22 protein-coding genes, 1 tRNA gene and 1 other RNA gene are annotated in these 18,310 nt (G+C 39.9%); 16 read left to right on the plus strand and 8 right to left on the minus strand.

The genetic code is table 11. The annotated features are described in order from the left end of the window. The first annotated feature begins 122 nt into the window (after positions 1-122). The 8 genes from HH214_RS17690 to HH214_RS17725 all read left to right on the plus strand — a co-directional run bounded on the left by HH214_RS17690 (position 123) and on the right by HH214_RS17725 (position 6,187). Positions 123-204, plus strand: a tRNA-Leu gene (locus HH214_RS17690). Positions 205-276: 72 nt separating this feature from the next. Next, positions 277-1,599, plus strand: a complete 1,323-nt coding sequence (locus HH214_RS17695) for an MFS transporter (RefSeq protein WP_169609872.1) — start codon at positions 277-279, stop codon at positions 1,597-1,599. A gap of 15 nt (positions 1,600-1,614) precedes the next feature. After that, entirely contained in the window at positions 1,615-2,343 is a 729-nt protein-coding gene (locus HH214_RS17700; RefSeq protein WP_169609873.1) for a (Fe-S)-binding protein, read from the plus strand. A gap of 157 nt (positions 2,344-2,500) precedes the next feature. Further along, entirely contained in the window at positions 2,501-4,426 is a 1,926-nt protein-coding gene (thrS, locus tag HH214_RS17705) for a threonine--tRNA ligase (RefSeq protein ID WP_169609874.1), read from the plus strand. A 3-nt stretch (positions 4,427-4,429) separates the two neighbouring features. Beyond that, a complete protein-coding gene (gene infC / locus HH214_RS17710; protein WP_169609876.1) occupies positions 4,430-4,999 on the plus strand; it encodes a translation initiation factor IF-3 in 570 nt (189 codons plus the stop codon). Positions 5,000-5,081: 82 nt separating this feature from the next. Beyond that, complete coding sequence (rpmI, locus tag HH214_RS17715) at positions 5,082-5,282, plus strand: 50S ribosomal protein L35 (protein ID WP_169609878.1); 201 nt, start codon at positions 5,082-5,084, stop codon at positions 5,280-5,282. An 80-nt stretch (positions 5,283-5,362) separates the two neighbouring features. Then, positions 5,363-5,707: a 50S ribosomal protein L20 gene (rplT, locus tag HH214_RS17720; RefSeq protein ID WP_169609880.1), complete on the plus strand. Its 345-nt coding sequence runs from the start codon at positions 5,363-5,365 to the stop codon at positions 5,705-5,707. A 69-nt stretch (positions 5,708-5,776) separates the two neighbouring features. Next, complete coding sequence (locus tag HH214_RS17725; RefSeq protein ID WP_169609882.1) at positions 5,777-6,187, plus strand: hypothetical protein; 411 nt, start codon at positions 5,777-5,779, stop codon at positions 6,185-6,187. Between the two features lie 103 nt (positions 6,188-6,290). Here HH214_RS17725 and HH214_RS17730 read toward each other — a convergent pair whose 3' ends face one another. After that, on the minus strand, positions 6,291-7,058 hold the full coding sequence (locus HH214_RS17730; protein ID WP_169609884.1) for an SRPBCC family protein: 768 nt from the start codon (positions 7,056-7,058) through the stop codon (positions 6,291-6,293). A gap of 174 nt (positions 7,059-7,232) precedes the next feature. Here HH214_RS17730 and HH214_RS17735 point away from each other — a divergent pair, with 174 nt between their 5' ends. After that, complete coding sequence (locus tag HH214_RS17735) at positions 7,233-7,829, plus strand: DUF6580 family putative transport protein (protein ID WP_169609886.1); 597 nt, start codon at positions 7,233-7,235, stop codon at positions 7,827-7,829. A 58-nt stretch (positions 7,830-7,887) separates the two neighbouring features. Here the strand turns inward: HH214_RS17735 and HH214_RS17740 are convergent, their stop codons facing one another. The 3 genes from HH214_RS17740 to ffs all read right to left on the minus strand — a co-directional run bounded on the left by HH214_RS17740 (position 7,888) and on the right by ffs (position 9,390). Beyond that, positions 7,888-8,859: a YpdA family putative bacillithiol disulfide reductase gene (locus HH214_RS17740; protein ID WP_169609888.1), complete on the minus strand. Its 972-nt coding sequence runs from the start codon at positions 8,857-8,859 to the stop codon at positions 7,888-7,890. Between the two features lie 13 nt (positions 8,860-8,872). After that, positions 8,873-9,064, minus strand: a complete 192-nt coding sequence (locus tag HH214_RS17745; protein ID WP_169609889.1) for a GNAT family N-acetyltransferase — start codon at positions 9,062-9,064, stop codon at positions 8,873-8,875. A 227-nt stretch (positions 9,065-9,291) separates the two neighbouring features. Continuing rightward, positions 9,292-9,390, minus strand: an RNA gene (gene ffs, locus HH214_RS17750) — signal recognition particle sRNA small type. A 333-nt stretch (positions 9,391-9,723) separates the two neighbouring features. On the opposite strand from ffs, the gene HH214_RS17755 reads away from it, so the two are divergent. After that, positions 9,724-9,999 (plus strand): hypothetical protein, encoded by a 276-nt coding sequence (locus HH214_RS17755; protein WP_169609891.1) that lies wholly within the window; start codon positions 9,724-9,726, stop codon positions 9,997-9,999. Between the two features lie 47 nt (positions 10,000-10,046). Here the strand turns inward: HH214_RS17755 and rpoN are convergent, their stop codons facing one another. Then, positions 10,047-11,519 carry an RNA polymerase factor sigma-54 gene (rpoN, locus tag HH214_RS17760; protein WP_169609893.1) on the minus strand — a complete coding sequence of 491 codons (1,473 nt, stop codon included), beginning with the start codon at positions 11,517-11,519 and terminating at the stop codon, positions 10,047-10,049. 163 nt (positions 11,520-11,682) lie between these two features. Between rpoN and mscL the strand changes: the two genes are divergently transcribed. Beyond that, positions 11,683-12,072 (plus strand): large-conductance mechanosensitive channel protein MscL, encoded by a 390-nt coding sequence (mscL, locus tag HH214_RS17765; RefSeq protein WP_169609895.1) that lies wholly within the window; start codon positions 11,683-11,685, stop codon positions 12,070-12,072. Between the two features lie 2 nt (positions 12,073-12,074). Here the strand turns inward: mscL and HH214_RS17770 are convergent, their stop codons facing one another. Then, on the minus strand, positions 12,075-12,944 hold the full coding sequence (locus tag HH214_RS17770; RefSeq protein ID WP_169609897.1) for a ChaN family lipoprotein: 870 nt from the start codon (positions 12,942-12,944) through the stop codon (positions 12,075-12,077). Between the two features lie 141 nt (positions 12,945-13,085). Between HH214_RS17770 and rpmH the strand changes: the two genes are divergently transcribed. From rpmH to tsaB, 4 genes are all read left to right on the plus strand, one after another. After that, positions 13,086-13,244, plus strand: a complete 159-nt coding sequence (rpmH, locus tag HH214_RS17775; RefSeq protein WP_055133745.1) for a 50S ribosomal protein L34 — start codon at positions 13,086-13,088, stop codon at positions 13,242-13,244. 78 nt (positions 13,245-13,322) lie between these two features. Beyond that, a complete protein-coding gene (locus HH214_RS17780; RefSeq protein ID WP_169609899.1) occupies positions 13,323-13,721 on the plus strand; it encodes a ribonuclease P protein component in 399 nt (132 codons plus the stop codon). Beyond that, positions 13,696-13,938, plus strand: coding sequence for a membrane protein insertion efficiency factor YidD (gene yidD, locus HH214_RS17785; RefSeq protein ID WP_169609901.1), 243 nt, complete (start codon positions 13,696-13,698; stop codon positions 13,936-13,938). Before HH214_RS17780 ends, yidD begins: the two co-directional genes overlap by 26 nt. 6 nt (positions 13,939-13,944) lie before the next feature. After that, positions 13,945-14,625 carry a tRNA (adenosine(37)-N6)-threonylcarbamoyltransferase complex dimerization subunit type 1 TsaB gene (tsaB, locus tag HH214_RS17790; protein WP_169609904.1) on the plus strand — a complete coding sequence of 227 codons (681 nt, stop codon included), beginning with the start codon at positions 13,945-13,947 and terminating at the stop codon, positions 14,623-14,625. Positions 14,626-14,649: 24 nt separating this feature from the next. Here tsaB and HH214_RS17795 read toward each other — a convergent pair whose 3' ends face one another. Further along, positions 14,650-16,113 (minus strand): DUF5723 family protein, encoded by a 1,464-nt coding sequence (locus HH214_RS17795; protein ID WP_169609906.1) that lies wholly within the window; start codon positions 16,111-16,113, stop codon positions 14,650-14,652. Between the two features lie 96 nt (positions 16,114-16,209). Further along, positions 16,210-17,820: a hypothetical protein gene (locus tag HH214_RS17800; protein WP_169609908.1), complete on the minus strand. Its 1,611-nt coding sequence runs from the start codon at positions 17,818-17,820 to the stop codon at positions 16,210-16,212. A 96-nt stretch (positions 17,821-17,916) separates the two neighbouring features. Between HH214_RS17800 and HH214_RS17805 the strand changes: the two genes are divergently transcribed. Further along, on the plus strand, positions 17,917-18,303 hold the full coding sequence (locus tag HH214_RS17805; RefSeq protein ID WP_169609910.1) for a DUF423 domain-containing protein: 387 nt from the start codon (positions 17,917-17,919) through the stop codon (positions 18,301-18,303). Positions 18,304-18,310: the final 7 nt, after the last annotated feature.

The following is an 18,310-nucleotide window of genomic DNA, read 5'->3' on the forward strand; positions in this document are numbered from 1 at the left end:
ATTTTTAATACTACGTTGATTGTCAATATTATACACGGAAAGATTTGCTGTTCAAGCAAAAAATGCAAATTAGTTTTACAATCTGGTATTTAACACTATCTTTGCCAGCACAAATCCTAACTGCGGAAGTGGCGTAATTGGTAGCCGCACCAGACTTAGGATCTGGCGCCGCGAGGCGTGGGGGTTCGAGTCCCTTCTTCCGCACAGTTATTAAAAGCCTTGTACACAACAAGGCTTTTTTTATGCCCAACAATTTCTATAACTTAGCCATCACACATGGAAATCAAAAACAACCCGAAAACCATTCGTGCCTGGGCGATGTTCGATTGGGCTAATTCGGCTTACAATCTGGTTATAACTTCTACTATATTTCCAGCTTATTATACCGCTATAACCACCACTAAAGAACATGGTGATACAGTTATGTTTTTCGGTCATCCGTTTGTGAATACAGCCTTATCTAACTACGTGCTGGCTGCAGCTTACTTTTTAGTAGTGTTAATATTGCCCATCTTAACCTCCATTGCCGATTATCGGGGTAATAAAAAAAACTACATGCAACTCTTTACCTGGATAGGAGGGGTGGCTTGCTGTGGCTTATTCTTTTTTAAACTGGATACACTCGAAATAAGTATGCTGTTTTTTGCTTTGGCTGCTATTGGTTATTGTAGTGGAGCCGTGTTTTACAATTCTTATTTGCCTCAAATAGCCAGTATAGATCAACAAGATGGTGTTAGTGCCAAAGGGTTTACGTATGGTTATATAGGCAGTGTACTGTTGCAAATTATATGTTTCGTGTTCGTTTTAAAACCAGAGTGGTTTCATATTACCGATGGTACATTGCCAGCACGCTTGTCGTTTTTGCTGGTAGGTATTTGGTGGCTGGGCTTTGCACAAATACCTTTTAATCGTTTACCTAAAGGTGAGCCAAATACTGGAAGTCAAAACTATAATGTAATAAGTGGCGGCTTTAAAGAGCTGGGCAAAGTGTGGCAAAAAATCAAGAATATGCCCGTGCTGATACGTTATTTAACAGCTTTCTTTTTTTACTCTATGGGCGTGCAAACCATCATGCTGGTAGCTGCCAACTTTGGTGCTAAAGAGTTGAAATTACCGGATGCAAGTTTAATTGGTGTTGTGTTAATAATACAATTAGTAGCTATAGGTGGTGCATACCTGATGTCAAAACTATCAGACCGATATGGTAACGTTAAGGTGCTGATAGGTGTAGTTATCATCTGGATCGGTGTGTGTGTAGCAGCTTACTTTACAGCTAACGCTACCCAATTTTATATACTGGCGGTAGTAGTAGGTATGGTAATGGGGGGGATCCAGTCCCTTTCGCGTTCAACATATTCTAAATACCTGCCGCAAAATATTACCGACACTGCTTCTTATTTTAGCTTTTATGATGTTACCGAAAAACTGGCTATCGTAATTGGCTTATTTACTTTCGGCTTTATTGAATCACTTACGCACAGCATGCGTAATTCGGCGTTAACGTTAAGTGTTTTCTTTTTAGCAGGCCTGGTTTTATTGTTATCCTTGCTGGGTGTGCAAAAAAAGCAAAAGGAATATGTAATATTGAACGCTGAATAATTTGGTAAGATAAGGATGAAGGTTGAATTGTTTATACCCTGCTACGTTGATCAGTTTTTTCCGGATACAGGGTTCAATACTGTTAAGTTATTGGAAAAGGCTGGCTGTGATGTGCATTATAAGGCGGCACGAACCTGTTGTGGAAGGCCAGCTTTTGATACCGGCTTTTGGGACGATGCCAAAGCGCTAGGCAGTAAATTTTTAAACGACTTTACCGAAGAAGACATTATTGTTTCACCTTCAGCAGCCTGCACCGGTATGGTTCGCAATAGCTATACCGATTTGTTTACCAATACCATTGCACACAATAAGTGCCGCACTGTGCAGGGTAACATTTATGAGCTGTCCGACTTTCTGGTTAACATCTTACAATATGATTATTTCGGCGCCGAACTGGAAGGCCGGGCCGTTTATCATGATAGTTGCAGCGCTTTGCGCCAATGTAAAATTAAGGATGAACCTCGTCAGCTTTTATCCAAGGTGTATGGCTTGGAGGTTGTGGAACTGAAAAATAGCGAAACGTGTTGTGGCTTTGGTGGTACCTTTTCGGTAAAGTTTGATGCTATATCAAGCGCATTAGCACAGCAAAAAGTAGAAAATGCTTTAGCTGCTCAAGCTGACTATATTATCTCAACAGATCATTCCTGCTTGATGCATCTGCAAACGTATATTAATAAAAATAACTTACCTATCAAAACCATGCATATTGCTGATGTACTGGCTAATGGTTGGGGAAATATATAATAGATAGACGTGAGGAAACCAAAAGCAAGCAATATTGAAAAACTCTCCTGTTCAAAATCTCAACAATAATTCTATTTTTGCCACACCATATAAATCACTTTCGTAAGTGATATATTTTTAGTATATTTATTTAATAAATTAAAAATCATAGTTGTAGATGATTAACATTACACTTCCTGATGGTTCCGTACGTCAGTACGACAAAGGAATCACTTCCATGCAGATTGCACAATCCATTTCCGAAGGTTTAGCCCGTAACGTTTTAGCAGCTGAAGTAAATGGCCAGGTTTGGGATGCCAGCCGACCTATTGAAAATGATGCTAATATAAAGCTACTCACCTGGAATGATGAACAAGGTAAATCTACCTTTTGGCATTCATCCGCTCACTTAATGGCCGAAGCGCTTGAAGCTTTGTATCCGGGTACTAAATTCGGTATTGGTCCGGCTATTGAAACCGGCTTTTATTATGATGTAGATTTTGGCGAGCGTATTTTTTCGCAAGAGGATTTTAAAGCGGTTGAAGACAAAATGCTGGAACTGGCGAAAGCCAAACAAGATTATATCCGCAAACCGGTAAGTAAAGCCGAAGCGGTTGAATACTTTACCGAAAAAGGCGACGAGTACAAGCTGGATTTGATTAAAGATTTACCCGATGGTTCTATTACGTTTTACACCCAGGGTAACTTTACCGATTTATGCCGCGGCCCGCATATTCCTAATACCGGGTTTGTAAAAGCTATAAAGCTGATGAACGTAGCCGGAGCTTACTGGCGTGGTGATGAAACCCGCAAGCAGCTTACCCGTATTTACGCCGTAACTTACCCTAAGCAAAGCGAATTAACTGAATACTTGCGTGTACTGGAAGAGGCCAAAAAACGCGACCATCGTAAGTTGGGTAAAGAATTAGAATTGTTTGCCTTTTCTGAAAAGGTAGGCATGGGCTTGCCGCTATGGTTGCCTAAAGGAACCGCCTTGCGCGAACGTTTGGTTAACTTTATGCAACGCGCACAAGTAGCCGCCGGGTACGAGCAGGTAATTACCCCACATATTGGCCATAAAAGTTTGTATGTAACTTCTGGCCACTATGAAAAATATGGTAAGGATAGTTTCCAGCCTATACAAACCCCGCAAGAAGGTGAGGAGTTCTTTTTAAAACCGATGAACTGCCCGCACCATTGTGAAATTTATAAAACTAAACCGCGTTCGTATAAAGATTTGCCGGTACGTTTTGCTGAGTTCGGTACCGTTTACCGGTACGAGCAAAGTGGTGAGTTGCACGGCTTAACCCGTGTACGCGGCTTTACACAAGATGATGCTCACTTATTCTGCCGCCCTGACCAGGTGAAGGAGGAATTCAAGAAGGTGATTGATTTAGTTTTGTATGTGTTTTCGGCTTTAGGTTTTGAAGATTACACTGCACAGGTATCCCTGCGCGATCCTGAAAATAAAGCAAAATATATTGGTACCGACGAGAACTGGCACTTGGCTGAAACGGCTATTATGGAAGCCGCTGCCGAAAAAGGTTTGCCTACTGTAGTAGAGTTAGGTGAAGCTGCATTTTACGGTCCTAAATTGGACTTTATGGTGAAGGATGCATTGGGCCGTAAATGGCAGTTAGGTACTATACAGGTTGACTATAACTTGCCGGAACGTTTTGAACTGGAATATACCGGTAGTGATAACCTGAAACATCGCCCGGTAATGATTCACCGTGCGCCATTTGGCTCATTAGAACGCTTTGTGGCTGTGCTTATTGAGCACTGTGCAGGTAACTTCCCGCTGTGGTTATCGCCCGAACAGTATGTGATTTTGCCTATTTCGGAAAAATATGAAGATTATGCAAAAAAACTTTCAAATGAGCTAAGAACTTCCGATATTCGCGGGCTAATTGATTTCAGAGATGAAAAAATAGGCCGGAAAATCCGGGATGCTGAAGTCAAGAAAGTTCCGTACATGCTGATTGTAGGCGAGAAAGAAGCAGCCGATGGCACGATTTCTGTTCGTAAGCACGGCGTAGGAGATTTGGGCAGCATTAGTATAGAAGATTTTAAACAACAATTAATTAAAGAAATAACAGTATAACACTTGGCATTAAACAAACCAAATTTCAGCAGAGGTCCACGGCCTCCTTTTAAGAAAAAGGAAGCTGAGCATAACATTAATAATTTTATCAAAGCTCCGGAAGTTCGTTTGGTGGGCGATAACGTGGAGCAGGGGGTATATCCTACCCGCGAAGCGCTGGCTATAGCACAGGAACAGGAGCTGGATCTGGTTGAAATATCTCCAAATGCAGTTCCGCCGGTTTGCCGTGTAATTGACTATAATAAATTCATTTACGAGCAAAAGAAGAAGCTGAAAGAGATCAAGAGTAACGCCAAGCAAACCGTTATTAAAGAAATCCGTTTCGGCCCGAATACTGATGATCATGACTTTAATTTCAAACTAAAGCATGCCATTAGCTTTTTGGAAGCCGGAGAAAAAGTAAGAGCTTACGTACACTTTAAAGGCCGTGCTATTGTTTACAAAGAGCAAGGTGAAATTTTGCTTTTGAAGTTTGCTCAAGCATTGGAAGAAGTAGGTAAAGTTGAACAATTACCTAAGTTGGAAGGTAAACGGATGTTCTTGATTGTTGGCCCTAAATCAGCTAAAAAGTAGTGACATTAATGATAGCCTCTTAACCGGGGTCTATGTAAAGATAATACGCTGTGGAAGCGTAGACATTAAATAAATAAGTGTTATGCCAAAAATGAAAACCAATTCCAGTGCTAAAAAGCGTTTTAAGCTTACTGGAACCGGTAAAATTGCAAGAAAAAACGCATACAAAAGCCACATCTTAACCAAGATGTCAACTAAACGTAAGCGTGCTTTAGGTCAGACCAGCTTAGTTGCTGACGCTGATTTAGGTAACGTAAAACGTATGCTTTGTATCGGAAAGTAATTCATTTAAATTTTTAACCAGGTATTCGAGTAACTAAGCTCCGTTAAGTTTCGGACACTCACTACCAAAAAAGCAACAAAATGCCACGTTCAGTTAACGCAGTTGCGTCGAGAAGACGCCGGAAAAAAATCATGAACCTTGCCAAAGGTTATTATGGTTCACGCAGCAAGGTTTACACCATTGCTAAAAACACAGTTGAAAAAGGTTTACAGTACGCTTACCGCGACCGTAAAACTAAAAAAAGAGAGTTCCGCGCTTTATGGATTCAGCGTATCAACGCTGGTGCTCGTCAGCATGGTATTTCTTACTCTCAGTTAATGGGTAAATTAAACGCTAGTGAAATCGGATTAAACCGTAAAGTATTAGCTGATTTAGCTATGAATCACCCAGAAGCTTTCCAAGCTGTGATTGATGCTGTAAAGTAATTATTACTAGATAGTTTAATAATAAAGCCGCTTTGCTTATGCAAAGCGGCTTTATTATTTTAGTAGTACATGAAGTCTAAATATCGCCTGATAGTAGTTTTAATGTTCTTAGTCGTTATTATAAACTCCTGTAACAGCAAAAAAAGAGGACATTACACATTGCATTATTTTAAAAGAACTCGTGTAAGTGATAGTGCAGTAATAAGCAGTAGTTTTTTTGAGGCAAATAAGATTCATGAACCTTTAATGAGTGCAGCTTTTCAGGTGATTTACCAAGTACAAGCTGGCAAAATTGTTCAATCAAAACTGATAAGAACCCGAGCCAACTATTATAACAGTAACATTGAGGTCGGAAAGTTAAAGGTGAGGGGAGTAGCTATAGGTTACTGGTCACGATATGTAAAACATCTACAAACCCATGCTGGTGATTCAATCTTATTAAATTTTTACTTGCAGCCTGATACACGGCCTTTGTATTAAAATAAGTTAATAGAATCCGGTTTCATAATTTAGTATATGCTATAATAACAAAGCCCACCATAATTATGGTGGGCTTTGTTATTATAATTAAACTTGTAACAGTTTATAATACAGCGCTATTGTGGTTATGAGCCTCATCAGCATGGGTATCATTTAACGTATAGTGTGTGCCTTCAACATCCAAATATTGTTTGAAGTTACGTACATCCTCATCCACCATTTTCTTGAATAATGGATTCAAAACATGACCCAGTGCAGTACCTACACCACCAGCAGGAGGAGTATAAGAGATTACCACATCTACTACGGTGCCTTCGCTTTCAGTTGCGTCTTCAAAACGTACTTTGCCGGCATTGTTAATGGTTGAGCCTGGTAACGAACTCCAACCGATAGCATTGCCTGGTTCATCATTTACAATTTCAGCATCCCAGCTTACTTTAGCTACGTTAGTTGGTAACTTTAATACCCAATGTGAGCGTTTCTCATCAATCAATTCTACCGTTTGTAAGTGTTTCATGAACTTAGGCAAGTTATCCAGTTTACGCCAAAAATCATAAACTTCCTGACGTGGTTTGTTTACGGTGAATGAGGTGCGAATATTTACATTAACAGGGTTGGTATTTACTTTACCCATACGTGAGTATAACTCGCAATGGCCGGTAACACCCCGGTTTAACAAATAACCGCCGGCACCCACTTTTAAAATACTGGTAAACGGACTGGAAAAGATATGCGTTAAGCCGGAGAAAGCTAATTTTACACCAGCTGCAATGGATATATAGCGTTCAGGCCATTCCAGGTTAATCGGACCTTTTTCTTCTTCACTCGGACCTTTAAAAAAGGTGGTTTCTTCTAATGCTGTAGTTGCCATATTATGTTTTTATAGGTAAAGGGTAAACACTGGTAAAGAGAGTATAGTTTTCCTTTAATGAAAATATATTCTAGTTATGGTTAATATGCATCAGCATAAAACCGCAAAAAACGAATGTCTTTATAAGCGTTAAATGGCGTATTTATAATAAATTTGCGCTATAAAATTCTTAATATGTCGTTACAAAGAGTAAACTTGAGTATTGGTGCATTGCTGCTGGTTATATTGGCTTTTATAATTTCAACTGGAGCTATGCGCCTGGTAAGTTTTAACTTTTGGGCGTTTAGTAATTTTACACCGCTGGGTGCTATGGCTTTATTTACCGGAGCTTATTTTAATAACAAGTTTAAGGCTGCTTTGGTGCTAATTGCTACTTTGTTTATTACCGATATTTTTATCAATTATCTGTACACTTCAAAAATAGTATGGTTTAATACCAGTTCATTGTGGCTGTATGCAAGCTTCATGATTATGATATTAATTGGTAGCTTGATTAAAAAAGTGAACATTACTAATGTGTTGTTAGCTTCGTTAGCTAGCGTAGCGGTACATTGGCTGCTTACGGATATTGACCCATGGTTGCATGGCAATTTGTATGCTAAAGGATTATCGGGCTACGGCGAATCATTATTTATGGCGTTGCCTTTCGAACGTAATATGTTGTTGGCTGATGCTGCTTTCGGTGCGGTATTGTTCGGCGGCTTTGAGCTGATTAAAGGCCGTTGGGGAGCTACCCGTTATAGCAAGCCCGTAGTAGTGAGCAGTAAATAAGTAAATTACTGTATAAGTAAAATGGTGAATATTTAGGTACTATTCACCATTTTGTTTTTTAAGCGTTTATGTTTCGTTTACGCACAATATCGTTCATAATCATTTCAGCATGAATACGTGAGTTTTCAATGAACCACAGGTGCGTATCCATACCACCCACCACTACACCAGCCAGGTAAATGTTAGCCATATTGGTTTCCATTGTATCAGGGTTATACTGCGGAATGTATTTACCATCATCAGAAAGGTTAATTCCTACAGCACCTAAAAAATCGAAATTGGGTTTATAACCCGTCATGGCCATTACAAAATCATTAGCAATGGTAACCACACCATCCGGTGTTTCTATGTCAACTTCGTTCTCTCGAATCTCTTTCAGCCTTGAATTAAAATAAGCTTGTATGCTGCCTTCTTTAATTCGGTTAATAATATCGGGCCGAACCCAGTATTTTACTCTACTACCAATTTCGTTACCTCGAATCACCATGGTTACTTCGGCACCTTTGCGGTAAGTTTCTAACGCTACATCAACCGACGAGTTACTGGCACCTACCACCACTACTTTTTGTAATGTGTAATAATGCGGATCCTGATAGTAGTGCTTCACTTTAGGCAGGTTTTCACCGGGTATGTCCAAATTAACTGATATATCATAAAAGCCGGTAGCTACAATTACGTAACGGCTTTGGTATTGAGCTTTCTTGGTGGTAATGGTGTAACCCTCACCAGCAGGCTGTACCGACGTAACTTCTTCAAATAAGTGTAAAGGTAGCTGGCGCGATAAAGCCAAACGTCTATAGTACTCCAGCGCATCACCGCGGTTGGGTTTAGGGTGCGTAGTTACAAAAGGCAGTCCGCCTATTTCCAACCGTTCTGAAGTCGAAAAGAAGGTCATGGTTGCAGGGTAGTTATACAATGAATTAACCAACGTCCCTTTTTCCAGTATCAAAAACTTCAGACCTGCTTTTTCAGCTTCTAGTCCGCAGGCTAAGCCAATAGGGCCGCCACCAATAATAATTAAATCTAACATGAGTAATAATCAATCAGGCGAGTACATCCCGGTAATCTTTATTCCGGGCAAAAACTGTTTTCGCAAAGGTACACGATGGTGCTATTTTCAAATGATTTTCACGGGCATAATTTACACCGGCTTCTACCAGCTTTTTGCCCATATTTTGTCCACGTAACTGGTCTGCTACTTCTGTATGGTAAATGTCCATAGTATGGTCATCCATTAAGGCATGCGCATTTCGCCTAAACGATTGCCTTGATCGTCAATATAAAAGCAGCCTTCGTTGGCATCGGTTTCCAGTTCAATATTCATCAGTGCTATATTTTGCTATTAGTTTAACACCGAATTATATAAAATGATTAGCTGCATGAGCAGAATGATGCTGAAATGATAAATAATGTTTATTGATAGCTAGCAGGAACTGCATCAACCTAAAGGTAAGAAAATAAAAATGGGTAAGCTACTTCTATCGCACCGCTCAACTCTCTACCCTTGCTGCGTTCCCACCCTGGGGGAGTTCAAGAGGAGCTGGTCGTAGAAGACTTACCCACCGCAAATATAGAAAAAAAATGGAGTTTGGTTGAAAAATTTAATGAATACGGCTATGTAGGCGGATGAATAAAGATGTTTAAGCAAATTATTTGATCTAATCAACTGATATTCAATAGCACATTCACGAGTGTGATGATGGAAAATATTTTGATGCTAACCCATTTTTGGATTAATGATCGCTTTTTACCGCATAAAAGCAGCTGTTTTCTGCACGTTCATTTGCACCTTTCTTTGGAAAGCTTGAGTAAGGCAGTAGATTAAACATAGTATTTACAGATACGTTGACAAAGCCTTGTTAAAACTATACCTATAATCAATTGTAAACTTACTATGAGCGAAGATAATTTAGACGACTTAGACTTTGACCAGAAGCAGTCAGAGCAGTCATTTCATATTGAAGTTGATTTTTATGATACCGGCGATTTTAGCAGCATGCTGGTTATTCCCTGCAATGATGCTTATATAGTAGTATCTAACAACGAACATCTGTGTACGCTGGTACATACCTGTAAAGAAATAGAGTGTTGGGAACAGCAGGAAGGAACGTTAGATGATGAGTTGGTAGAAAGAATAGGAGCGGCTATACAAGGGCAAACTGCACAATAAATAAAAAGACCGACTTTTCTAGAGTCGGTCTTTTTTATGTATAACTTTTATAACTCTTTACGCAGTCGTGCAACCGGAATGTTCATTTGTTCACGGTATTTGGCTACCGTACGCCGGGCTATGTTGTAACCAGCATCTTTCAAAATTTCGGTTAACTTTTCATCAGCCAGCGGATGGCGTTTATCTTCCCGGCCTATATGTTCTTCCAATATTTTTTTCACTTCCTTGTTAGATACCTCCTCACCACTTTCGGTTTGGATAGCTTCTGAGAAGAAAGATTTAAGCAAATACGTACCATGTTCAGTTTGCACATATTTAGAGTTGGCCACACGTGATACAGTTGAAATATCCATACCGATACGGTCGGCAATATCTTTCAATATCATGGGCCGTAAGTTCTTTTCATCACCAGTTAAAAAGAACTCATATTGGTACTGCATAATGGCATTCATGGTTTTCAGCAAAGTTTGCTGACGTTGTTTGATTGCATCAATAAACCACTTGGCCGAATCCAGCTTTTGTTTTACAAACTGGACAGCTTCTTTCATCTTTTTATCGCGTTGTGAAGCTTTATCGTAATGTTCAAACATCTCCTGATAAGAACGACTTACACGAAGTTCGGGAGCATTTTTGGCATTCAGGGTTAATACCAGCACACCATCGTTATTCGAAATATGAAAATCTGGAATTACTTGCTGTTGCTTGGTATTTACTTCGTTAGAGTCGCCTGGCTTAGGGTTCAGCTTCAAAATTTCATTAACTACGCCCCGCAGTTCAAGCGAGTTCATGTTTAATGCTTTTTCCAGCTTATCGTAATGTTTACGGGTAAACTCTTCCAGGTAGTGTTCTACTACCAGAATTGCTTTTTTGATAATAGGATCATTAACATCTTTGCGCCGTAATTGAATCAGCAAGCATTCTTGTAAGCTGCGGGCACCTACACCCGGCGGATCAAAGCTTTGAATTATCTTCAGCATTTCCTCCACTTCCTCATCTTCGGCCATTACATTTTGTGAAAAAGCCAAGTCGTCAGTTAACGACATAATGGGGCGGCGCAAATAGCCGTCATCATCTAAACTACCTATAATTTGTTGCCCAATCACGAAGTGGCGGTCATCCATAGGTACCAGATCTAACTGGTTTTGCAGGTTTTCAAAAAAGGAACTCTGTATGGCAATGGGCATTTCTTTACGATCTTCCTCATCATCACCATTTTGGTCGTAGCGCGAGCCATATTCGTTTACGTTATCTTCTTGCAGGTAATCGTCAATATTAAACTCGTCGTATTCACTACTCTCGTCTTGGCTGCTGTAGTCATCATCGGGGTCACGATCCGGATATTGCTCTTCCGGTTCGTTCATGTTTGTTAAACTTAAATCTTCCAGCGCTGGGTTATCTTCCAATTCTTCTTTTATACGAGTATCCAACGATACAGTAGGTACCTGTAACAGCTTGATGAATTGAATTTGCTGTGGAGAAAGTTTTTGTAATAGTTTTTGTTGAAGATTTTGCTTTAACATAAGTTGACTGGCCAAAAATACACCAATAGCTTGTATATAGCAATAAATAAATTTGGATTGGCTTATTGGGTAAAAGGTTAAAGCTATTTATTTGTTTGGTATTCCTCAAATTATTCTAGTAGTTTTAGGTTCAAATATTGATGCAAAACCCAATAGATTAGCTATGTCGTTTATTAAAGATTTTAAAGAATTTGCCATTAAAGGCAACGTGTTGGATTTGGCTGTAGCCGTAGTAATAGGTGGTGCTTTTGGTAAAATTGTAAGTTCATTGGTAGAAGATATTATTACCCCAGCTATACTTACACCAGCGCTTAAAGCTGCCAACCTTTCTAACCTGAGCCAATTAGTAGTACCGGGCACTGCTATTAAATATGGCAACTTCTTATCACAGGTAATTTCTTTCTTTATTATTTCCCTGGCATTGTTTGTTGTTATTCAAGCCATAAACCGTTTTCAGAAAAAAGAGGCTGTGGCTCCAACAGTAACTCCGGCACCATCTAAAGAAGAAATACTGCTTACCGAAATACGAGACTTGCTGGCTAAAAAGCAATAGGTTTAGTTTTCCTGTTTGTTAAGCTGTGGTGGTGTGAGTATAATATAATCAGCCATTTTGCTTAATTTGCTCCAGTCGGGTTGGTTAAAGTTTTCGCTGGCATAAGCGGCAACATTGAGTACACGTAGCTGAGGTGCATAATGCTTTACCTGAGCTGCGGCACCCAGTTTTTCTTCGCTATGGAAGCCGCCGTTTATCTGCAATATTTTACTACCCGGATGTGTCTGATAATACCGGGCTATTGACCAGCCCATGGTAGCATCCCATAAATTTTGTGCTTGGTAAAGCTGCATACCGCCCATACTGCCATGTCCACCCATAATGTTGCTGAATTTATTGTAGTAAGCACCCGTAGCAGTATCAATTGGCAGGGGAGGAAGCCAGCTTTTACCTGTAGCATCCAGTTGTTGCAGGCTGGCCAAGCCCAAACGATTAACGCGGTTGGTATAACGTGCAGGTGCATTAGCTGCTATCACCGACAAGTGTTTTTCTTTAGCTAACTCTATTAAAGGACGATAGTCATTATAATTAGGCCAGGCACGGGCATCAGTCAGCATGTTTTTTTCGCGTATTAGTCCGTTCAGGTATTCGTTTAAAACAGGCTGGCAATCGGTTTCAAACATCTCCATGGATAAGGCAGCTTGCTTGGGGTACTTCGCAGCAAGTTTAGTCCATATGGCTAACTCTACAATATGGCCAATAGAATCGTTATGTTCTTCACCGTAGAATAGTACATCGGCTTTGCCCATGTCATTAATCAGGTCATCTACAGTAATTGTTTTTTGGCGGGCTGTACTGTAAATTTTGTAAGATGGCTGTGCCATGCAAGGCAATAAGTATAAGGAGAGCAGGATTGCAGTAAGTATTTTCATAAATAGCAAAGGTGTTAAAATAAGGAAGGTTTTAGCTATTGGTAACAAACACAAATAGTAACATTTATATTTGAACATAAAAATAAAAATACTACATTTGCGCTCCGTTTTTTAAGCAATAACGAATACAATTTTACAATCATGAAAAGAACGTTTCAGCCGTCTCAACGTAAAAGAAGAAATAAACACGGTTTCCGTGAGCGCATGGCAACTGCCAACGGCAGACGAGTATTAGCTTCAAGAAGAGCTAAAGGCAGAAAAAGATTATCTGTTTCTGACGAGCGTCGTCATAAAGCATAATTTAGGGTTGCTTTCTCCGCATCATCGGAGGCCGGAACCAATATTTTAGTTTGTTCCGGTTAGTAATGTAAAGCAATCATGTACACTTTTAAAAAGGAAGAGCGGTTATGTAATAAAAAGCTTATTAGTGGGCTTTTTCATAGCGGCTCTTCCTTTTTGTGCTATCCATACCGTATTTCATGGATGGCCGTTCCGCATCAGTCTGTACCGGTGCAAGTATTGTTTGCTGTAGCCAAAAAGCGCTATAAACGCGCTGTTGACCGTAACTTGATTAAACGCCGTATGCGTGAAGCATACCGTTTGCATAAACAACAAAACTTGTATGCTGGCCTACCTCAGTCAGAGCAGCAGATTATCTTATCTGTTTCTTATATTGGTAAGGAAATTACTGATTCTGTGTTTATGGAAAAAAAGATGCTGAAACTGCTGGCTCAACTTACTGAACAAATCCATGCAAAGTTTGCTGAAACCCATTAAAGCAGCTTTGGGTGCCTTGTTTATTGCCCTAATCAGAGGCTATCAGTTCTTGATTTCGCCAATATTAGGTGCTTCCTGCCGTTACACGCCTACCTGTTCACAGTACGGGTTAGAAGCTATAAGAAAATATGGACCTTTTAAAGGCGGATGGCTAACTTTAAAGCGGATTGTACGTTGCAACCCTTGGGGTGGCCACGGGCATGATCCGGTACCTTAAACTACTATGGCTTTACTACTGCAAATTGAAACAGCTACTACCGCCTGCTCTGTTGCCTTAGCGCAAAATGGAAACCTTTTAGTTGTTAAAGAATTAAATGAGCGTAACATTCATGCCGAAGTCATTACTCTTTTTATTGAAGAGGTAATGACAACAAGCGGTAAACAACTATCTGAGCTAGATGGTATAGCCGTAAGCAGTGGCCCAGGTTCATATACGGGCTTGCGTATTGGGGTATCTACAGCTAAAGGCTTATGTTTTGCTTTAGATAAACCTCTTATTGCTATAGAAACTTTACAGGCTATGGCCGCAGGCATAAGCTCTTCCATAAACGATACGGACGTACTGCTTTGCCCCATGATTGATGCCCGGCGTATGGAAGTTTATACCGCAATCTTTGATATACAAGGTGATCGGGTAAAATCAACCTCGGCCGAAATCATTGATGAAAATAGTTTTGCTGAATTACTGCATCATCAAAAAGTATTGTTTTTTGGCGATGGTGCAGCTAAGTGCAAAACAGTATTGTCACAACAGCCTAATGCCTTGTTTGACGATAATTTCATAAACTCTGCCCGGCATTTAACCTCGCCTGCAGCTCATCGCTTTACAACAGCACAGTTTGAGGATCTGGCTTATTTCGAGCCTTTTTACTTGAAAGATTTCGTTGCCGGCAAAAAAGCCTAAATATTTTCTTCTTGCTTGATTGTCTTAGTTAGTATGGAATATACGTGTCCATGCTTTACCTAACGGACCTTGCTCGCCACCTGTAGGACTGTAAGTTTCATTGCGCCAGCGTTCAATCAGGCGGCCAAACTTTAACGAAAAGCCCAGGTAAACGCCTGCACCTGAATAGGCAGCCGAGTTGTTGACGGCTGATAGATTATTACCGCTACTAGCATTTAAAAAGTTTAATGATCGGGTTAATTGCTCGCTACCAATAAAGAACTCAGCATTAGGGGTCTGGTAGGCTAATTGCAAACCTAAATCAAATGTTTTGTAATTGTAAATACCACTGACGGTAGCACCTACGCTTTTGTATTTCACATTATTCACCCAAGCGCCGCCTAAGTTTTGGCTAAAGGTTTGTTTAGAAACTATTAAGGTAGGCGTATAAGTTAAATCGTCACCAAACATAAACTTTTTAGCGGCCGAGAAGTCAGCATATCCAGTAATAGGAGCATTAAAGCTGGTGTAAACAGGAGCCGCATTAACCATATCACCTAAACTATTCACTACATTGCTCTCACGATTTGGAGTAGTTAAACCTATAATGTGTGCTGGTGTGGTTCTGTTATCAAAATTATCAATAAAAGTTCCACCTCTGGCTCGCCAGCGTATAAAGCCCAAATCTCGTAAATTACCTTGTAGTATAATACCGCCTGGAGCTACATAGGTCATGCCTATGCTAATAGCTGCACCGGGGTTCTGGAACGATTCAATTTTTTTATGTACATTAAATTCTCCTGGTAAAAAGTTACTCCGGAATGAACCTGCCAATCCCCACTCTGCATTGTTGTAGTATCCGTTTGTGTTGCCAGGTTCACGACTAAATTGAATAGATGAACCTGTAATATCGATCTTGTTATAAGCTACACCCAACAAGGCGCTTAATTTTACACCTACCGAAAAGTTTTTGGTTACCTGCTCGCGGTAGGTAGCACTAAACTGATGGTAAGCTTCGTAGGAGCCATTGCTGTTAAAAACATTAGTATAGTTAGGTTGAGTAAAGCTTGGACTTCCATTAAACAATGCAATAGTTTCATCAGTTACATTCGCCCGACCATCAGCCCGTACTTGGTATGACACGCCGATTTCTTGTTTGCCGTTTGAACTGGTGTAGGCTTTAAACATAAACACATAAACGTTTAAATCTGCATGCGTCGGGTTCAAACGACCTTGCCCAATTTCTAAATTTTTATTGTTGTAATAACCCAGAAAAGCTCTTGATTTCAATGTTGCCTGTGCATTACCTTTCAGGTAACTATTAATATAAAAGTTGGGAACAAAGAAGTTGGAGGCAAATTGCCTGCTGGAATCGGGTATGAATGCTGCTTGCGATGGATTTTCAAACGAGCCGTACAAAGTGCCACTGTTATACTGTTGAAAACGTTGTGCAAAGCCCACTAAATAAAAAAACAAGAAGGGAAGTAGTAGTAGTAAAGTCTTTCTCATTATCACAATTTAATCGTATGAGCAAAGTATAGTAACGTAGCATTTACGTTTATAGCGTATTGCTTAACGTTATACTTTTGCACATATAGGGTTAAATTATTTAATTGTAGATTGAACAGTACCGGCTTGATTTAGTTTTGCACAAAAGGCAGTATAAAATTGTTGGTCTGAAGAGGTAAGCTGATAGGAAGCAGCATAAAAATTCTTAAATCCGCCGTTATGCTGCTGATAATTCTTGTAAAAAGCTTTTTTTAAGGTGTTTTTTAACACATAATCGGCATTTTTAAAATGAATAAAGAAGGAGATGTTACAACGTTCCGCTAATAAATCATCGAAAGAATTATACTCATCTATTTTGCTTAGAAAACGTCCGTTTAAGTAATTGTCGTTGTAATTTTTTAACTCTATAGGCGTATTAGCCAGAATAAGGTAATTATCCACAATCATGAAATAGGGCCTTCTTAAAAAAGCAAAAGCATCGCCAAGCAGGTAGAAAGGCAGTCGGTCATAATTTAACTGTCCGGTCAGTCCATCATCTGCCATGCTGCTAATGTTGGTAATTACCGGGCGTAAGTTTGAACCATTCTTCAACGCAATAATGGCTAGCCGCTCCTGAAAGCGCGTAGTAACCACGGCAAATTCATGCCCCAGTAAGGAGTTAAATTCTTTTTCAAAACTAACACCTGTTTCTGATTTGATTTTTTTGTATAAAGCCAGTTTGCTGTTACGCAGACCGGCCTTGTTTTGCCAGTCACTTAGCAATTGTTCAAAATGGGTAACATCTTCTGCTGCAAAGCTGCTGCTATACGCCGTAGTAGCCGGAAAAATGTTTTTCAGTTCGTTCACCACCGGCTTTAGCGATTGAAACAAATTAAGGTAGCTTACTGCTTGTTGATCTTTCAGTGTAGTAAAACCATTAAACATCAAGGCATCGCTCTTGTAGTTCAAGCTTAGCGCTGCGGTAGCAGGTAGCAATTGCAAAGGCTTAACTAAATCCGGATCGTCATGGTTTCTATACCACTGGTTGAGCAATGGTTTAAGCTGCTGGTAATTAACGTACAAATTAGCCAGCGAATTGGAGGTTTGCTCTTCAGGCAATAAAGTAAATATGGTTGTAGCTTTTTTAGACGAATACTGGGCACTCTCAGTAACCAAGCTTAACGAAAAGCTACCTGAAATAACAGCGTTTGCTTTCTCAACAAAGTAAAAGTTTCTTTTTACACTATCCAAATACAAGCTGTATATGGTGGGCTTGGTTGTGCCATTAACCACAACCAGGCCGCTGGTTTTATTAGTGGTACCTGGGTGTAAAAATTGCTTGAAACCATTTGCACTTTGCTGTTTTCCAGCTGGTAAAGTGATCAGGAAATCGGTGGTGTCACCTTGTTGCGGGTGCAATGAAAGATAAATGTTCTGGTTAGCAAGTACGGATTTAAGCAATGAGTTGTGGGTTACATACTGCTGCAAAGCTTTCAACTCGTGTATATTCTGTTCGCCTATAACAGTCTGCCATATGGTACTGCTATCGTAGATGTCGTGAAAGCCTTGATCATTGTTGAACTTCAATATCAGTGCAGCCGTACTCGGAATAGTATTAATTACTTGATGATTGAGCCTGCCTGGTACATTCAGGCTTTTAAAGTAGGTAACTGTAATCATTACCGTAACAATCAAAAGTATCAGTGTGGTAATAATTAATCGTTTCATACAAAAAGTAAGCTTATCTTACAAAGGTAGATTTTTTACTTTGTGGCTATAAAGTAATTGTTGGGTTTGGTTAATTTAGCTGCCAGCTAACCCCATATGAACAAACAAATCATTTTAACAGCGGCTGTGTTTGGTATGCTGGCTGTTATACTCGGCGCCTTTGGCGCCCATGCTCTTAAAGCAGCCTTGCCACCGCAGCAAATTCAAATTTGGAATACCGGTGTGCAATATCAGTTTTATCATGTTTTTGCGTTATTGTTTTTGTCAACCTTTGGTCGGTTTAAAAACAATCTCATTTTTGCCAGTTACTGTTTATTTAGCTTAGGTATTTTGTTTTTTTCCGGATCGTTGTATTTGCTGTCTTGCAGCAGTATTTTACAATGGAGTTGGCTGCATGTTTTAGGTCCGATTACCCCGGTAGGCGGCTTGCTGTTTATAGCCGGCTGGATTACTTTGGCATTGGCCGCCATCCGTTACCGATAATAATGAT

Origin of the sequence: Mucilaginibacter robiniae, assembly GCF_012849215.1 — a bacterium.
Classification (GTDB): Bacteria; Bacteroidota; Bacteroidia; order Sphingobacteriales; family Sphingobacteriaceae; genus Mucilaginibacter; species Mucilaginibacter robiniae.

What these genes read in the sequence shown, in the direction of transcription:
- HH214_RS17800 (WP_169609908.1), bottom strand. Translation starts at nt 17,820, where the DNA reads ATGAAACGATTAATTATTACCACACTGATACTTTTGATTGTTACGGTA.
- HH214_RS17755 (WP_169609891.1), top strand. Translation starts at nt 9,724, where the DNA reads ATGAGCGAAGATAATTTAGACGACTTAGACTTTGACCAGAAGCAGTCA.
- HH214_RS17805 (WP_169609910.1), top strand. Translation starts at nt 17,917, where the DNA reads ATGAACAAACAAATCATTTTAACAGCGGCTGTGTTTGGTATGCTGGCT.
- rpmI (WP_169609878.1), top strand. Translation starts at nt 5,082, where the DNA reads ATGCCAAAAATGAAAACCAATTCCAGTGCTAAAAAGCGTTTTAAGCTT.
- HH214_RS17730 (WP_169609884.1), bottom strand. Translation starts at nt 7,058, where the DNA reads ATGGCAACTACAGCATTAGAAGAAACCACCTTTTTTAAAGGTCCGAGT.
- HH214_RS17745 (WP_169609889.1), bottom strand. Translation starts at nt 9,064, where the DNA reads ATGGATGACCATACTATGGACATTTACCATACAGAAGTAGCAGACCAG.
- yidD (WP_169609901.1), top strand. Translation starts at nt 13,696, where the DNA reads ATGCAAAGTTTGCTGAAACCCATTAAAGCAGCTTTGGGTGCCTTGTTT.
- mscL (WP_169609895.1), top strand. Translation starts at nt 11,683, where the DNA reads ATGTCGTTTATTAAAGATTTTAAAGAATTTGCCATTAAAGGCAACGTG.
- HH214_RS17795 (WP_169609906.1), bottom strand. Translation starts at nt 16,113, where the DNA reads ATGAGAAAGACTTTACTACTACTACTTCCCTTCTTGTTTTTTTATTTA.
- HH214_RS17740 (WP_169609888.1), bottom strand. Translation starts at nt 8,859, where the DNA reads ATGTTAGATTTAATTATTATTGGTGGCGGCCCTATTGGCTTAGCCTGC.
- tsaB (WP_169609904.1), top strand. Translation starts at nt 13,945, where the DNA reads ATGGCTTTACTACTGCAAATTGAAACAGCTACTACCGCCTGCTCTGTT.
- HH214_RS17725 (WP_169609882.1), top strand. Translation starts at nt 5,777, where the DNA reads ATGAAGTCTAAATATCGCCTGATAGTAGTTTTAATGTTCTTAGTCGTT.
- rpoN (WP_169609893.1), bottom strand. Translation starts at nt 11,519, where the DNA reads ATGTTAAAGCAAAATCTTCAACAAAAACTATTACAAAAACTTTCTCCA.
- HH214_RS17700 (WP_169609873.1), top strand. Translation starts at nt 1,615, where the DNA reads ATGAAGGTTGAATTGTTTATACCCTGCTACGTTGATCAGTTTTTTCCG.
- thrS (WP_169609874.1), top strand. Translation starts at nt 2,501, where the DNA reads ATGATTAACATTACACTTCCTGATGGTTCCGTACGTCAGTACGACAAA.
- HH214_RS17770 (WP_169609897.1), bottom strand. Translation starts at nt 12,944, where the DNA reads ATGAAAATACTTACTGCAATCCTGCTCTCCTTATACTTATTGCCTTGC.
- HH214_RS17695 (WP_169609872.1), top strand. Translation starts at nt 277, where the DNA reads ATGGAAATCAAAAACAACCCGAAAACCATTCGTGCCTGGGCGATGTTC.
- rpmH (WP_055133745.1), top strand. Translation starts at nt 13,086, where the DNA reads ATGAAAAGAACGTTTCAGCCGTCTCAACGTAAAAGAAGAAATAAACAC.
- rplT (WP_169609880.1), top strand. Translation starts at nt 5,363, where the DNA reads ATGCCACGTTCAGTTAACGCAGTTGCGTCGAGAAGACGCCGGAAAAAA.
- HH214_RS17735 (WP_169609886.1), top strand. Translation starts at nt 7,233, where the DNA reads ATGTCGTTACAAAGAGTAAACTTGAGTATTGGTGCATTGCTGCTGGTT.
- HH214_RS17780 (WP_169609899.1), top strand. Translation starts at nt 13,323, where the DNA reads ATGTACACTTTTAAAAAGGAAGAGCGGTTATGTAATAAAAAGCTTATT.